Origin of the sequence: Marinagarivorans algicola (assembly GCF_001292705.1) — a bacterium.
GTDB lineage: Bacteria > Pseudomonadota > Gammaproteobacteria > Pseudomonadales > Cellvibrionaceae > Marinagarivorans > Marinagarivorans algicola.
In genome coordinates, this window is sequence record NZ_LGAK01000007.1 from 50,247 (window position 1) to 66,407 (window position 16,161).

General features: G+C 46.1%; 11 protein-coding genes. 7 read left to right on the plus strand and 4 right to left on the minus strand.

What is annotated here, in order from left to right:
* Positions 1-82 precede the first annotated feature (82 nt).
* From ruvX to gshB, 4 genes are all read right to left on the minus strand, one after another.
* Positions 83-499 carry a Holliday junction resolvase RuvX gene (gene ruvX / locus AC438_RS02875; RefSeq protein WP_053979771.1) on the minus strand — a complete coding sequence of 139 codons (417 nt, stop codon included), beginning with the start codon at positions 497-499 and terminating at the stop codon, positions 83-85.
* Positions 500-560: 61 nt separating this feature from the next.
* Complete coding sequence (locus AC438_RS02880) at positions 561-1,127, minus strand: YqgE/AlgH family protein (protein WP_053979772.1); 567 nt, start codon at positions 1,125-1,127, stop codon at positions 561-563.
* A 152-nt stretch (positions 1,128-1,279) separates the two neighbouring features.
* The gene (locus AC438_RS02885) at positions 1,280-2,152 is read right to left on the minus strand and encodes an energy transducer TonB (protein WP_053979773.1); all 873 of its coding nucleotides are present in this window, start codon (positions 2,150-2,152) and stop codon (positions 1,280-1,282) included.
* Positions 2,153-2,266: 114 nt separating this feature from the next.
* A complete protein-coding gene (gshB, locus tag AC438_RS02890; protein ID WP_053979774.1) occupies positions 2,267-3,229 on the minus strand; it encodes a glutathione synthase in 963 nt (320 codons plus the stop codon).
* Between the two features lie 394 nt (positions 3,230-3,623).
* On the opposite strand from gshB, the gene pilG reads away from it, so the two are divergent.
* From pilG to AC438_RS02925, 7 genes are all read left to right on the plus strand, one after another.
* The gene (gene pilG, locus AC438_RS02895) at positions 3,624-4,019 is read left to right on the plus strand and encodes a twitching motility response regulator PilG (protein ID WP_053979775.1); all 396 of its coding nucleotides are present in this window, start codon (positions 3,624-3,626) and stop codon (positions 4,017-4,019) included.
* Positions 4,020-4,116: 97 nt separating this feature from the next.
* Positions 4,117-4,482, plus strand: a complete 366-nt coding sequence (gene pilH, locus AC438_RS02900) for a twitching motility response regulator PilH (protein ID WP_053979776.1) — start codon at positions 4,117-4,119, stop codon at positions 4,480-4,482.
* Positions 4,479-5,021 carry a chemotaxis protein CheW gene (locus AC438_RS02905; RefSeq protein ID WP_053979777.1) on the plus strand — a complete coding sequence of 181 codons (543 nt, stop codon included), beginning with the start codon at positions 4,479-4,481 and terminating at the stop codon, positions 5,019-5,021. Before pilH ends, AC438_RS02905 begins: the two co-directional genes overlap by 4 nt.
* 154 nt (positions 5,022-5,175) lie before the next feature.
* On the plus strand, positions 5,176-7,332 hold the full coding sequence (locus AC438_RS02910) for a methyl-accepting chemotaxis protein (RefSeq protein ID WP_053979778.1): 2,157 nt from the start codon (positions 5,176-5,178) through the stop codon (positions 7,330-7,332).
* Between the two features lie 11 nt (positions 7,333-7,343).
* The gene (locus AC438_RS02915; RefSeq protein WP_053979779.1) at positions 7,344-8,192 is read left to right on the plus strand and encodes a CheR family methyltransferase; all 849 of its coding nucleotides are present in this window, start codon (positions 7,344-7,346) and stop codon (positions 8,190-8,192) included.
* Between the two features lie 14 nt (positions 8,193-8,206).
* The gene (locus AC438_RS02920; RefSeq protein WP_053979780.1) at positions 8,207-15,127 is read left to right on the plus strand and encodes a hybrid sensor histidine kinase/response regulator; all 6,921 of its coding nucleotides are present in this window, start codon (positions 8,207-8,209) and stop codon (positions 15,125-15,127) included.
* A 6-nt stretch (positions 15,128-15,133) separates the two neighbouring features.
* Complete coding sequence (locus AC438_RS02925; RefSeq protein WP_053979781.1) at positions 15,134-16,096, plus strand: chemotaxis protein CheB; 963 nt, start codon at positions 15,134-15,136, stop codon at positions 16,094-16,096.
* Positions 16,097-16,161: the final 65 nt, after the last annotated feature.

A 16,161-nucleotide genomic window follows, 5' to 3' on the forward strand; every position in this document is an offset into this window, starting at 1 on the left:
TGACAGACCTGCCAGATGCTTTTTGTGATTTTTTGTTTTGGCTGATTGAAAAATGAGTACACTGAATAACGGTGTGCGAAGACTACTTTGTGTGTTGATTGAGCCAGCTCTCTAAAATGAGGCGTGCTGCAATGGCATCAATAGGATTTTGACCGTAGTCGCCTTTATGGCCTCGCTCGGCAGCTTCTTGCTTTGCCTCCTGGGTACTGAGGCGTTCATCCATGAGTTGTGTTGTGATCCCGAAGCGTCCATGTAGGCGGTTGGCAAATTTGCGTGCGCGTACACACAGCTCACTTTCTGTGCCGTCCATGTTCAATGGTAAGCCAACCACGGCGCAGTCGGGTTGCCATTGCTTGATGAGATTTTCGAGCACTTGCCAGTCGGGGATGCCGTCGCGCGCCTTTAATGAGGGGTGTTCTGAGGCAGTGCTTGTAATGGTTTGGCCAATCGAAACCCCAATATTTTTGAGGCCGTAGTCAAAGCCGATAATATAACCCATAAAAGTCTCCTATTTGTTATCAAATACTGCGCTATCCAATAGCGGGCAGTACGACATAAATTTATGCATTACCGCCGGATGTGATGAAGCTTGGATTGAGCCCCATTTTGGCATAAAGCGATAACCATCTTTCTTCGATAGAGCAATGAAATAAGGTGTCTAGGTCAGCATGAATGGTCAGCCAGCAGTTTTCTTTGAGTTCGGCCTCTAGCTGGCCTGGGCTCCAGCCGGCAAAACCCAAAGCAAAAAGATAATGCTCAGGCCCCTGCCCATAGGCAATGGACTCCAGTGCATCTTTAGAGGCCGTGAGCATGAGTTCATCGGTTAAACGCATCGATGTATTCCATGTTTGTTCAGCCGGAGTATGCAATAAAAAACCACGCTGAGGCTTGACCGGCCCGCCTTTTAATACTGCCGGCGCATGGGGTAGCTCAATAGCATTGGGCAGTTGTAGTTGCTTAAAAACATCGGGTAGTGACAAGCCAAGCGGCTGATTAATGATAATCCCCATGGCGCCCTCATCGTTGTGGTCACAAATATAGGTGACGCTTTGACTAAAGCCGCTTCCTGTCATCGAGGGGAGGGCAACAAGAAAGTGGTTGCGTAGTGCTAGGGTCTGCGAGCTCATAGGGCCTCATTGTCTGGTGGGCGTTTGGCAGCATGTTATGCCGCTCGAGTTGCGCATGCGTTAAACCTATACTCTAAAAGGCTTTGCGTATACAAATCAACCGCTAAATGATTGGTGACCACTTATCTGCGGTCACGTTAGTCGCTGAGAGGCTATTTCACTGATAAGCCTGTAATTTCAAAGGTCCAAATGCGTACAATTTCGAGCTTGTCGTGACCGTCGAGCACCTCGGGTGGGATTTTATCGAATGGCGCTGCGGAATACACCATTTGTAAGGCTGACTGGTTGAGTAGTGCATGCTCAGAGGGCATATCCATCTCAACATCATTAATGGTGCCGTCTGGGTTAATGATCACAATCATTTTGAGTGTGCCAAAAAGCTTTTTATTGAGGACTTCTTGTGGGAAGTTGCGATTGGCATACGCTTGTACTTGTGTATTGTAAGCATGTAAATATTGCGCATCAATACTCGCTCTGGTGGCCTCTGCTTGAATGCGTCTAATTTTAGGGCGTAAGGCTTCTGATTGGCGCTTTTTGTCGTATTGCGCCATTAACGCGGCGGCTTCAGGGTTGGATCTTAGGATATCCTCATTTTGTGCTTTAAGGGTTTTTTCCTCTGGATTTTGCTCGGTTTCTAAATCATCTTTAAACGTAAGCCGACTCACTGATTGGGTGCGCAGGGTTTCTGTTTTTTGCTGAGCGGCTTGTGTTGTTTTTTGTTGCGGGGTTGGTGTGATTTCGCGAATAACCGTATCGTTATAATCGGCGTGCTCATCGGTGAGTAACTCGAGCGCTTTGTCACCAGAGCCACTGGCCGCTTGATTGCTTTGAGCCAAAAAATCAGCCTTTTCAGGCGCCTCTTGGGTGGCGTTGGTGGCTAATGTAATGTTCAGTGTGGGAGCCATTTTGCCAGCATCGGGCATTTTGGTACTCAACTGTAGCAATACAAATACGTGCACAGCCAAGGCTGCGAAAAAAGTGAAGCTTAACCTGTCGCCGGTAGAAATGGAGGAGCTGATGGCCATGATAGTATCTTTTTATAATGTTGTTGTGTTGAAGCGCGGTGTCGTTGTTCGCTGTGTCGCCATTATTGTAGTGGCCATAGAGATAACAGCCACTATCAGAAGGTTTATTGTCTATTATGATTTACTTGCCAGTTGCCGCCTGCGCTCTATGGCATGAATAAGCTTACTGCCAATTTGAGTATTATAAGCTTTATCAATCTCTTTGATACAGGTAGGGCTGGTGACGTTAATTTCAGTGAGGTAATCCCCAATAACATCGAGGCCGACAAAAAGTAAGCCTTTCTCTTTCAGGGTGGGTCCCACGCGTTCAGCAATTTCTCGATCTCGCTGGCTTAACGGCTGCGCAACGCCGGTCCCGCCTGCCGCGAGGTTGCCGCGCAGTTCTCCTTTAGCGGGGATTCTTGCGAGAGCGTAATCAATAGCCACGCCATCCACCATTAATATACGTTTATCGCCAGCATCAATAGCAGGAATAAATTTTTGTGCCATGATGTAATCTTGACTATTATTAGTCAGTATTTCGATAATAGAGGCGAAGTTACTGTCCTCTGGCTTGCAGCGAAAAATACCGCTTCCACCCATACCATCGAGTGGCTTAAAGATGACGTCTTTATGCTGGCTGTAAAAATCGCGCAGTAAAATAGGGTTATTTGAGACCATTAATGGTGGGCAGCAATCGGGGAATTCGGTAGCAAAAAGTTTTTCGTTGCAATCACGCAGGCTTTGCGGATTGTTGACGACTAAGCTGCCGGCATTTGCTGCGCGCTGTAATATATGTGTTGCATACAAAAATGGGCTGTCGAAGGGTGGATCTTTACGCATCATTATGGTTAAGGAATCATCAAGTTTCAGGCTGTAGGCTTCGCCAAGCTTAAACCAATGGTGGTCATCTTGCTGAACTGTAAGAGGTGTAATGAGCGCCCAAGCCTCGCCATTTTGCAAATAGAGGTCGCTCAGCTCGGCATAGCTTAACTGCCATCCGGCATCTTGTGCGGCCAGAGCGATGGCTAGAGAGGAGTCTTTTTTAGGATTGATGTTGGCGATTGGATCCATCACAAAAAGCATGTGCTTTTGCATATGTACGTTACCTAGTAAGTGGATATATTTAAAGCGATGGCACTCTTTCAGTGTTATGCCAAAATAAACGTGCTGAAGGTTGGCGCTTTTCGTTCTATTGGGCGATTATAAAGGGTGCCGGATAAAAGCTTTGCTATTGTGCGGTTGAACTTGTGAAAAAGTCAAAATATGCTGGCAGTATTTGTTTGACGCTGGCGATATATTTGTCTTTAGTACATTACTTTGGTGTCGTTAATTTGTGTTGCTGTTGTGCGCTAGCAGCGGTTTGGCGGGTGTAATTGTTGGCTTAGTATTGTTTTCTGTGTTAAAACGTATGCCCGCTGGATGCGACCAAGCAAGGATAGCCTTGCGACGACTATTTTCAATAACTTATTAACTATTTTAGGGTCTGTCTATGGATGTTAACCTTGAGCATCTAAAAGTGATGGTCATTGACGACAGTAAAACCATCCGCCGTACAGCTGAAACTTTATTAAATAAAGTCGGCTGTGAGGTCATCACCGCAACCGACGGTTTTGACGCTTTGGCAAAAATTGCTGATTCCCGGCCCGATATCATTTTTGTTGACATAATGATGCCGCGTCTTGATGGGTATCAAACATGTGCTTTGATTAAAAATAATAGCGAGTTTCGCTCTACGCCAGTTATTATGCTCTCTAGTAAAGACGGTCTTTTTGATAAAGCGAAGGGGCGTATTGTAGGTTCTGATCAATATTTGACCAAGCCTTTTAGTAAAGGTGAGCTTTTAGGGGCAATCGAAGCCCATGTGAAAGTGGCGCAAGCAAGTTAATTTAAAGTTTTAAGGCAGCACCCTTAGGAGGGAAGTCAATAATTTGCATCGCCTACAGATGCAAAATGGCGCTAGCCTAAGTAGATTTGGGGGATACATGGCTAAAGTATTAATCGTTGACGACTCGCCAACCGAGACGTACAAACTGACAAGCATTTTAGAAAAGCACGGCTACATCGTCAGCTCTGCCTCATCGGGCGCTGGTGGTGTTGCCAAGGCGAAGGCTGAAAAGCCTGATTTGGTTCTTATGGATGTTGTGATGCCTGGTTTGAATGGTTTTCAAGCGACGCGACAACTCAGTAAAGCACCTGAAACATCACACATACCTATTGTCATTGTGACAACTAAGGATCAGGAAACTGATCGTGTATGGGGTATGAGGCAAGGGGCGAAAGCCTATTTAACCAAGCCGGTTGACGAGGCGCAGTTAATGAAAATTATTGCACAACTGGAGAGCGCATGAGTTCAGGTGCCGGTTTTCAGGCGCTTGTTGACTTAGCGGCTAAAACAGCTTCGAATGCTTTGCCCATGCCCACCGAAGGTGATGAGTCCGCTCGCCAGAGTGGGCTTGGGTTTTCTTTGTTGGGGCGTCGCTTTGTCGTGCCAATGGGGCAAATTGTAGAAATGTTAGAATTGCCACCTGCCACAAGACTTCCCGGGGTACAGCCTTGGGTGATGGGGTTGGCAAATGTACGCGGAAGACTATTGCCTTTGTTTGATATGGCTATGTTTTTTGGTGGCTCATCACTAGGGCAGCGTAAGCAACAAAGAGCGTTAGTGGTTGATACTGATCAGTTTTATAGTGGATTAGTTGTTGATCAAGCTTATGGTATGCAGCATTTTACGAGTGATTCATACCAAGAGCAGGTCGAGGATGTTCCTGACGCAATAGTACCTTTTGTGAAAGGAGGCTATACGGATGCTGCGGGTGTATCTTGGGCATTGTTTGATATGCAGGCAATTTCCAGCTTTCCTAGATTTCTAAGTGCAGCAGTGACGTAAATCGATAGGTCGCAATACTGGGAATTAGGGTATGTGTTTATCAAGGTCGTAGCGTTGTCAACATAAGATATTTTGAATAATAGCTTTGCAACAATAATAAAGACTTTTTGCTATTACAAAACAGCAAAAATTTTGATCCATTAGGGAGCATCCTATGAAAACTGATTCGGACGGCCTTTGGTCACGAATTAAATCCAATCGATTTATGGCTATTTTGGTCTTAATGCTGTTGGGTTTTGGTATTTTAACGGTCGTTATCGATTACCGACTACGACAAGATTCATCGCAGGACCAAGTTTATAAGCAGATGGTTGCCGATTTACGTGCGGCATCTTACCAGCTAACAGCATTATCACGTGATGCGACGGCCGGTGATAAGCAATCGTTTGCAAAGTTAGAAAGTGTTGTTGCTGGCATGGATGAAACGTGGGGGCAAATTCAATCCACCGATGGTCAAACTCGAGCTGTGCTTGCCGAGCAAATTGGCGCCTATGACTCTGCGTGGCAAAAAATTAAAGATAACGCGCGAGTTATTACAGATAACCAAGATTCTATTATCTTAATGCACGATGTTGCAACAACACTGAATGAGGCACTCCCAGAGCTTCAGCAAGAGCATGACACCATTGTTGAAATCTTGTTGGAAAACGGTGCCCCAGCCGAACAAATTTCAGTCGCACAGCGTCAAAGTTGGTTTGCCGAGCGTATTGGTCGTAACGTGGATAAAATGTTGCGTGGTGGCATAGATGCAACGCGAGCAGCGGATGAATTTAACCGTGATGCGAGTCGTTTTGGTAACGTATTAGAGGCTATGAAAAATGGTGATGTTGCCATGGGTATGGCAAAGGTGACCGATGCTGATGCCGTCGAGAGTTTAGACCAGATCACACGCCTTTTTGCTTTTGTAAGTGGTTCTGTAAGTGATATTTATGAGAAATCTCCCGACTTATTTAGTGCGCGTCAAGCGGCTAACGCCATTATTGATGGCAGTCCATTCTTACTTAAGCGTTTAGGTGATTTATCTGATGGCGTGAACAACTTGCCTGCCGAGCGTAAAGTCAACAGTAACTTCTTAATAGCAGCGATCGCCTGTGCAGTCTTTTGCTCGATTGCTATTGTATGGATGTTAAACATAGCCACTAAGCGCCGTTTAACAGAGCAAGCGGAAACGAACGAACGAAACCAAACAGCGATTTTACGCTTGCTGGATGAGCTAGCCGATTTGGCTGATGGTGATTTAACCACAACGGCAACGGTGACAGAAGACTTTACCGGTGCAATTGCCGACTCGATTAACTATACCATTGACCAATTGCGTGTTCTCGTTTCGCGCATTAACGATACTTCTGCCAATGTATCAGCGGTTTCGGAAGAAACCAAGCAAACAGCCTTGCATCTTGCACGAGCTTCTGAGCATCAGGCTCAAGAAATTGCAGGCGCATCGGCAGCTGTTAACGAAATGGCCGTGACAATTGATCAGGTATCGGCTAACGCCGCCGAATCTGCACGAGTTGCTGAGCGAGCGGTATCTATCGCCTTTAATGGTGCTAAAGTGGTACAAAATACCATTAACGGTATGGATACTATTCGTGAACAGATTCAAGATACAGCAAAGCGAATTAAGCGCCTTGGTGAATCATCACAAGAAATTGGTGATATTGTAAGCTTGATTAATGATATTGCGGATCAGACAAATATCTTGGCACTTAATGCGGCGATTCAGGCTTCGATGGCGGGTGATGCAGGTCGAGGTTTTGCGGTTGTTGCGGACGAGGTTCAACGTCTAGCTGAGCGCTCTGCAACAGCAACGAAGCAAATTGAAGCACTCGTTAAAACCATTCAAAGTGATACAACCGCTGCCGTAAATTCGATGGAGCAAACAACCAGTGAGGTTGTGCGTGGTGCGCGCTTGGCGCAAGATGCGGGTGTTGCACTAGAGGAAATTGAGTCGGTATCGGCCAGTCTGGCTGAGTTGATTCAAAATATTTCGAATGCGGCACGTCAACAATCAACATCGGCGGGCCATATCTCGAATACGATGAACGTGATTCAGGAATTTACCTCGCAAACATCTGCGGGTACTTCGGCTACGGCAGAGGCGATTGGCCGCTTGGCGCAAATGGCCATTGAATTACATGAATCTGTGGCAGGCTTTAAGCTACCGGAAGAAATGATTAATGAAATGCAATCATTGGCGATGGCTGCTCAAGTAGAAGAGACTCACGATCTTAATGATCTTGATGAGGGCACGGATGACTCCGACTTCCTAGAGGAAGACGGTAAAACGGAAGAGCCTGAAATTCGCGTTTAACGAGAAATATCATGGTCTGGTCATTACAGTCTCTCTCTGAGTTGAGCGATACCGAATTCGAGCGTTGGGGTAAGCTGCTTGAAGAGCGTGCAGGCATCTACATGGGTGATCAGCAGCGTGTCTTTTTGCAAACCCAAGTGACTATGCGAATGCGTGAACTTGATTTCGAGCGTTATTCTGATTATCTCGAATATATCTTAGATGGCGTATCGGGCATGCTTGAGTGGACACGCTTAATTGATCGCTTGGTGGTTAAGGAAACCAGTTTTTTTCGCCATAAAGAATCGATTGATTTTATTGCTCGGCACCTGGCTGATCGCTTGATGAATAATAATAGCGATGATGCTTTCGAACTATGGAGTGTAGGCTGCTCGACGGGAGAAGAGCCTTACTCGCTAGCAATGGTTATTAACGACGCTTATCAATGGGTTAATAAAGATCCACTGTACGGAATTACTGCGACAGATATTAGTCGTGCTGCTCTATCGCTGGCAAAAAATGGCGTCTATAACGATCGGAAGTTGGAACGGCTCAATGAAACTTACTGCAAGCGCTATTTCACTCAATTAGATGATGGCAAGTATCAAATCATTTCGTCACTGCGCGATCGCATTTGTTTTCATCAGGGAAATATTTTAAATATTGCTGAGATGCCAGTGGTTAAGGTCGACGTGATTTACTGCCAGAATTTATTAATCTATTTTAAAAAATGGCTGCGCGAAAGCATTATGAATGCTTTTGTTGAACGCTTAAAACCAGGGGGAGTACTCGTCATAGGACTTGGGGAAGTTGTTGACTGGTCTCATCCTAAAATGAAGCGTCTTTCCGCGGAAGAAGTACAAGCCTACGTGCATATATAAGAATGGGACCCCCAATGGGAGATAAACGTAATTACGCAGCCCTTGAGTGGGTAATAGGCGAGATTGGCGAAGCGCTGAATGAAGCGCGACAAGCCTTAGAGGCCTATGCCGACGATACCCGTGATAGCACGCGTATCCGCTTTTGTCTTACACATATCCATCAGGTTTTGGGTTCGCTCAAAATGGTGGAGTTTCACGGTGCCTCTTTGTTTGCTGAAGAAATGGAGCTTCTTGCCCACGCAATCATTAACAAAAATGTTGTGAATGAAGCGGAGGCTTTAGAAGTATTAATGCGTAGCTTGTTGCAGCTACCTATTTATTTAGATCATGTTAAGCGCATTCAGGATGATCACCCAGGTATAGTATTGCCTCTGTTGAATGATTTACGGGCTGCGCGTAAAGAGCGCTATCTGAGCGAAACAAATTTATTTACGCCAGAATTAGGCGCTTTATTAGAGCTTCATGGGGCTAAGCACCCTCTCCTGAACAATACTCAAAAGCTAAAAGAAGTTCTTAAAAAGCTCTTTGAAATGTACCAATACGCTGCAGCTAGTGTGTTGCGCGGTATAAAAATTGATGAAAACCTTGTTTACGTGAGTAAGGTATTTGCCCGCTTGCAAAACTCATCAACAGGTACGGTGCATAATAACCTTTGGCAGATGGCAGGTGCATTGGTTGATAGCTTAATTGAAGATGAGATTGAGCTCAGTGTTGCGGTTAAAGGTTTATTACGTCGCTTAGCAAAAGAAATTAAAAAACTCTATGAAGATGCTCCCGCGGCCTTTGATAGGCCTATTGATGAAGCCCTAGCACGCAATCTTTTATATTATATTGCACGCTCTGGTGAAGTTAGCCGCGGTATTAAAAATGTCAAAGAGCGTTATCGCCTAAATAGTGCATTGTTTGAAGGTGCCGTAGAAGGGCGTGGTTTCCACAAAAATATGATCTCGGCACCTGAGCCAGATACTATTCGATCTGTAGTCACGGCATTGCGCGAAGAGATGAATACCGTTAAACAGATTCTAAGCCATGTTGTCACCGAGGGTGGTGCGACCAGTAGTTTAGAGGCTTCATTGCCAATTGTTAAGCGTGTTGCCGATACCCTAGCGGTATTAGGCGTGGCTAATTTACGCCAAGCTGCCAATGCGCAGCATGATCGTCTTTTAGCGGCAAGCCAACATGTAGACGTCAATATAGATGAGCTCACCGATGTTGCTAATGAGCTCGTGACTATTGAGCATCGCTTAGATGCGATTGCCAAAGGTGCTGGTAAAGCTAATTTATCCGATGTTAATGAGCGCGATATTGAAATTGATGAGGCTAAAGTTGTTGTACTTCAGCAAAGTCGCATTGGCTTGGAAAAACTTAAAGAAGCGATTGTTGAGTTTTATTCGTCGCAGTGGGATAGGTCGGCACTCGCAGCGGTTGAAGGATTGATTAAAGATGTGCGCGGCGGTCTCGGTATGATACCGCTCGTGCGTGCTGCTGCGATCGTTGACAGTTGTGGGCAATTTATACAGCAGCATTTTATTGCATCGGAAGAGAATCCATCCGCTGAAACACTGACCGTTTTAGCGAACGCTGTTGAGGCTGTTGACTATTATTTAGATCGCTTGATTGGTGATTTTAGTGATGATGTTGATAGTTTTTTAGAATTAGCCGAAGATGCGTTGCGTGACCTTGGTTACAGTGTATCGGCTGATCAGGGCGTTGAGTCTTCAGAACAAGATGCCGCAGAGTTTGGTACTGATGACTTAACAGTCATTGGCGCGACCCCGCTCACAGATGAGCCGTCCGAACCCACAGTATCAAGCGATCAAGCTCACCATATGGCACCAGAATCTATTGATACTGAACTGGAGGTAACCACACAACAAGCCCCAGTATCGTTCGAGCTTGATGAGAGCGTGGATGAAGATATTGCGGAAATTTTTGTCGAAGAAGCCAGAGAAGTCCTCGAGACTCTTGAAGAGTCTCTTCCTCAATGGCGTAACGATACGCAGTCGAGTGACGGTGTAACTATTACCCGTCGGGCTTTTCATACTTTGAAAGGCAGTGGTCGAATGGTTAAAGCAGCTGATATTAGTGAGTTAGCCTGGTCAGTTGAAAATCTAATTAACCGTATTATCGATAATAATATTGAACAGCAGCCGATACATCTAGAGTTTGTAGAGCGTGTTTTCACATTACTACCTTCAATGGTTGATGCTTTTGAGCAGCGCCTGATTCCAGCATCACGCCCGCAAGCCAAATTGTACGAAGCCTGGGCAACAGAGCTGGCCAACGGGCAAGTTCCTGCCGATTTCAGTAAACCTGAAAATGATGCTATTGCGGCAAGGCATGTAACCGAAAATATACATACTGATGCAACCTCGCCAGCAGCTATAGAGCAAACACTGGAGGTTTCTGCTGCTGACGCCGCATCAGAAGCTGAGCGAGTCAGTCAAGAAGATGCAGTCGAAGAGCGTATATTATGGGAGTTATTTGCTTCTGAAGCACAAACACATTTGGCGGCAATTGACGAGTTTATAGGGGATATGGATGCTGCAGCACCTATTTATTCGACCCCGACCGATAGCCTGCAGCGGGCACTGCATACTCTCAAGGGCAGCGCGCACATGGCTGGCGTTGCCGATATTGCCCAGCTTGCGGCACCTCTTGAACTGCTGATCAAAGAGCTTAGAACCTATCAAGTAGTCGTTGATCAGGACGTCTTACAGTTGATCAAAGATGCTGCAGAGTATACGCGCGAAGGCCTAGAGTTTGTTGAGCGCAATGAGCAGGCTACACTGCCTAAGCTGGGGCAATTTATAGCGCGTGTAGCAGAGTTAAAAGAAGTACATCTTGGGCATCTTATTCGCGCGACAGGAGCACCTAACAACAAGACGGCGCATCCCGTAGACCCCCGTATGCTAGCTATTTTCATGGCCGAAGATATTCGTTTATTACTTGATGCTGACGAAGTCATCGAACGCTGGGAAGCGGATTTAAGCCATACAGAAGAACTGCCAGCAATGATGGCTGAGCTTAAAACGCTCGAAAGTGGTGCGGCGCAAGCCAATTTTCCATCGATGGAAATGTTAAGTTGCCAGCTGCATGACTTATATGTTGTGGCACTAGATTATTTGACTCCTGATGCCTCTGTATTCGAGGCGTTTAGGCAGGCTCATAATACGTTATTAGATATGATTGATGCTGTTGCTGCCGCCCAAACGTTGCCAACGGTTGATAGTCACCTCCAATATCAGCTCGATAGCTTTTTGGTTGTTCCCGAGCCTATCAGTGACATAGCAGGTCTGAATGAAGTTGATCTTACCAACATAGAATCCTTTGGTGAAGAGATATCCGATGCCGATTCTTTTGAGGGCGGCGCATCTGAGCATCACGATTTTGAGGGTAAGCCAGAAGAGCCTAATGCTGATGAAAAAAGTATTATTGAGCAGCGTTTTGTAGAGAGTCATTTCATACAAGAGCGTCCCGAACAAAGCGCTTTTGAAGGGGGTGCTTCCGAAGGCAGTTTTTCTGAAGATAGGACCTCTAAAGACAGCCCTTCTGATGAGAAAACTCTTGAAAGTAGCACGCTAGACAATTCTACCCTAGAAGATAGTACTCTAGAGCAGGGGGTTACAGAAGGTACTGCTAGCGAAGAGCATCTCCTTGAAGAGTCTACGGCAGATGCTCAGTTACCTGAACGCCTGTCCGCTGAAGACTTAGTAGCACAAGAGCAGTCGAGCTCAGAAGACCCAGAAGAGATTATTGCTGCGAGCACTTTAAGTGACAGTATCTCCAGTGATTTGATCGATACCGATGCGTTAAATATTACTGGTGCAACAGGGTATAGCGAAGCAGACGATACACTGGATCTTTCTTTTACTGGATTATCTGGTGAGGAAGGTTCAGAGCAAGAGCAGGTAGCAGGTGATTCGCTGTCAAACTCAGGCTTTGATTTAACCGATGACGTTAGCTTAACAGAAATCGAGGCTGAGATGCCTACGGCTGATGTTGCCGAAACGCAGTCTGTACCTGAACAAGAGACTACCGACGTTGAAGCTGTCGCTGCAACGCGTGAAAACGTAGAGTATCCTGTTGATACACCGATGCATACGCATATTGAAATGGATGCGTCGGATCTCTTTGACTCGGAAGAGGTGGATAATTTTGTAGTGACACCCGAATTATTAGATGACTCTCAAGAAGAGGATTCGGGTGTTGATGTGAGTCGGGTTGCTGATGACTTGGAGGTTCCTGCTGGTTTACACGAAGAACCACAACATTCTTCAATCGTTGAGGCTGAGGATGAACCCTCTCGGATGGCTGATCCCGACAGCGAGCAACAACCCATAAACCAACAACCCATAAACCAACAACCCATAGAGCAGCAGCCTATTGGCGGATTACTATTTGCTGGTGGCGACCCTTCCACTATTGATGCTGAGGATTTTGATGCCGAAATTATTGAGATATTCCTCGAAGAGGCTGATGAGCTTATTGAGCTCTTAGAGGAGTCAATACACTCATGGGAGTCCGATTGGTCAAGCCTTGAAGCCCCCGAAGAAATGAAGCGAGCCTTGCATACCCTTAAAGGTGGCGCACGGTTGAGTAATTTAGCCGTCTTCGGTGATTTGACGCACGAATACGAAACTTACCTTATTAATGAGGTAGGTCCTGATAAAGCAACAAATTTCTTTAGTATTCTGCATCAATATCAAGATTTAGCGCTAAACGGCATTAAGGGAGTAAAAGCACGCTTAGCAGGCGAAGAAGTCGCGCCTATTGTATCTCCCCATATTGAATCTGCCAATAATAGTGCCTCTTCTAGTGATACCGCTCTTAGTACAGCGCCTTCAAATGCAACCGTTAGTGACATACCAAGCGACAATACGGCAACATTACCAACGCCTAACGTTGATCTTGATGAGAGTACTGCTGAGGTGGTTGAAGCAGAGTCGAAAGCGGTGCGCTCGCTCGCGGATACACAAGAGGCCATGTTGGCTGCTCAACAGGCAGCCATGTTACTGGCAAGTCAAAAAGCGTCTAAAACGGATTTTGTTATGCCTGAGCCTCAGGCTCCGGCAGCACAAGAAACCCAGAAGGCCGTTACTTCAAACAAAAAAACAACTTCGCAAGAAGCCGTTAAGATTTCTTCTGAATTATTAGAAGAGCTTGTGAACTTAGCGGGCGAAACCTCGATTAGCCGTGGCCGAATTGAGCAACAAGTGAGTGATTTCGGTTCTGCTATTAATGAAATCGATACGACATTACGACGATTGCAAGAGCAGTTGCGTCGCTTAGATATGGAAACCGAAGCGCAAATTGTGTTCCGTCAAGAGCAGTTAGGTGAAAGCCAAGACTTCGACCCTCTAGAGATGGATCGCTATTCACAGTTGCAGCAGTTATCTCGCTCGTTAACCGAGTCGGCGTCTGACTTGGTAGATTTGAAGCGCACCCTCAGTGACAAAGTTAAAGATACGGAGACGATTTTATTACAACAGCAACGCATTAACTCTTCATTACAAGAAGGCCTAATGCGCGCACGTATGGTTCCTTTTTCACGTATGGTACCGCGCTTGCGACGTATTGTGCGGCAGGTAGCAGGTGAGCTAAACAAGCAAGTAAGCTTTGAGTTGGATAATGTTGAAGGTGAAATGGATCGCTCGGTGCTTGAGCACATGGTGGCCCCATTAGAGCATATGTTACGTAATGCTGTGGATCATGGTATCGAGCAGCCCGCTGAACGCTTAGCGGCAGGTAAGTCAGAGAGTGGTCGAATACTATTAAGCTTTTCGCGAGAAGGTGGCGATATCCTGCTCCGTTTAGCCGATGACGGCAAGGGTATTGCGCTAGAAAAGGTCCGTAAAAAAGCGATTGAGCGCGGTTTAATGGTGGCAGATGCTGAGTTAAGTGACCACGAAATCATGCAGTTTATTTTGCAGGCGGGCTTTAGTACCGTCGAGCATGTTACTCAAATTTCAGGTCGCGGTGTGGGCATGGATGTAGTAGCCGCTGAAATCAAGCAGCTTGGTGGCTCAATGACTATTGAGTCCAAGCAAGATGTCGGCACGCAATTTACTGTCCGCCTTCCTTTTACTGTGTCAGTAAACCGTGCCTTGATGGTTACTTTAGGCAAAGAGAGCTACGCTATTCCGTTAAATACCATTGAAGGTATTGTGCGTGTTAGTCCATTTGAGCTTGAGCACTATTACAGTCAAAATGATGCGCGTTTTGAATATGCGGGTGAAAGCTATGAAGTGCGTTATTTAGGTGGCATGTTGTATGACGATATGCATCCTCGCCTCGAGGGGCAGGTGATGCCTCTGCCGGTTATCTTAGTTCGCTCTGCCCAGCACACGATGGCTTTGCAGGTTGATAGTTTGATGGGCAGTCGTGAGATTGTGGTAAAAAGTCTAGGTGCGCAATTTTCGTCGGTGCAAGGCATGTCGGGCGCTACAGTGATGGGGGATGGTAGTGTTGTTGTCATTCTCGATCCGCATGCATTGGTTCGCCGCGCGGTAGCAACGATTGGTTTAACTTCGCCTAAAGTTGCCCAGCCCTTAGAAGTCGAACGTGTGACCAAAACGGTTATGGTGGTCGATGACTCTGTAACAGTACGTAAAGTGACAACGCGATTTTTGGAGCGTGAAGGCTTTAATGTTATTACGGCAAAAGATGGGGTTGATGCGTTGCAGGTACTGCAAACACGCATTCCTGATGTCATGCTGCTTGATATTGAAATGCCACGTATGGATGGTTTTGAGGTGGCTAAAAACATGCGTACAACACAAGAGTGGATGAATATTCCGATTGTGATGATCACATCGCGAACCGGTGATAAGCATCGTGAGCATGCATTAAGCATCGGGGTTAACCATTATTTGGGTAAACCCTACCAAGAAAAGCTGCTATTACAGAGTATCAATGAGTTGGTTGAGGCTTAACACTGCATGCCAGAGGCTTGTTTAAATGTAGGGGTTCTGGCGCATACCGCTGAGCAATTAGGGGAATTGGTGCGCCTAGTACAGACGGCTGGCCATCGTGCAAGTGCTTCTCTTGATAGCACTTTTCTTAAAGTGGTTACAGAGCTGCCCAAAGCCGATGCATGGCTAGTGGCTTCTGATTATCCCGAAAATGCACGAAAGTTATTAGAGGATCTGGACTTAACCGCTATTCCGGTTGTGTATAACGATGATGGGCCTTTGTCTGAAGAGGACAACGTATTATCGAGCGTTGAACTCCGTGAAAAGCGCGCTAAAAAATTAGCTGCGAAGCTAGCGCTGTTAACGCGTGGAGAGGTGCAAGATCGTATAGAGGGTAGTCGGGCCAGAGCCAAATATTTATGGGTTCTGGCAGCCTCAACGGGTGGACCTAAAGCGATCAGTGATTTCTTAGATGAAATCCCAGCTGAGTTAGCTGGAGTTGCTTTTTTATATGTTCAGCATATTGATGACGGCACTATGAAAACCTTAAAGCAAGTGGTCGATACACACAGTGCTTTTAATGTGCAAATGCTTGATGTGCCGAGGGTGATTCGCGAAAAAACCATTTATTTAGTACCGCCAAGCATGCAAATAGATTTATTAGATAATGGTGTTATAACGCCTTTACCTGTGCCTTGGAAAGGGGACTACTCTCCGTCGATTGACCAGGTTATTGCAAAAGTGGCACGTGTTTTTGCGGACCGTGGCGGCGCAATTATTTTCACAGGTATGGGCGATGATGGTGCGCGCAGTAGTCAGTTGTTACATTATCGTGGCGGTGAGGTATGGGTACAAAGCGCAGGTTCATGTGCTGTTGACTCTATGCCTGTTAGTGTGCAGGCAATCATGCAAGCGGGTGAAGAAGGTGAACCTGCACAGCTGGCCAGAAAGCTCGTCGCGCGCCATAGGCTCTATGCTTTGTCTCAGTAGAGGCTCAGTTTGGTAGGCGATATGTGCGCATAGCGAATACCATTGGCATGGCGTAATAAAAAATT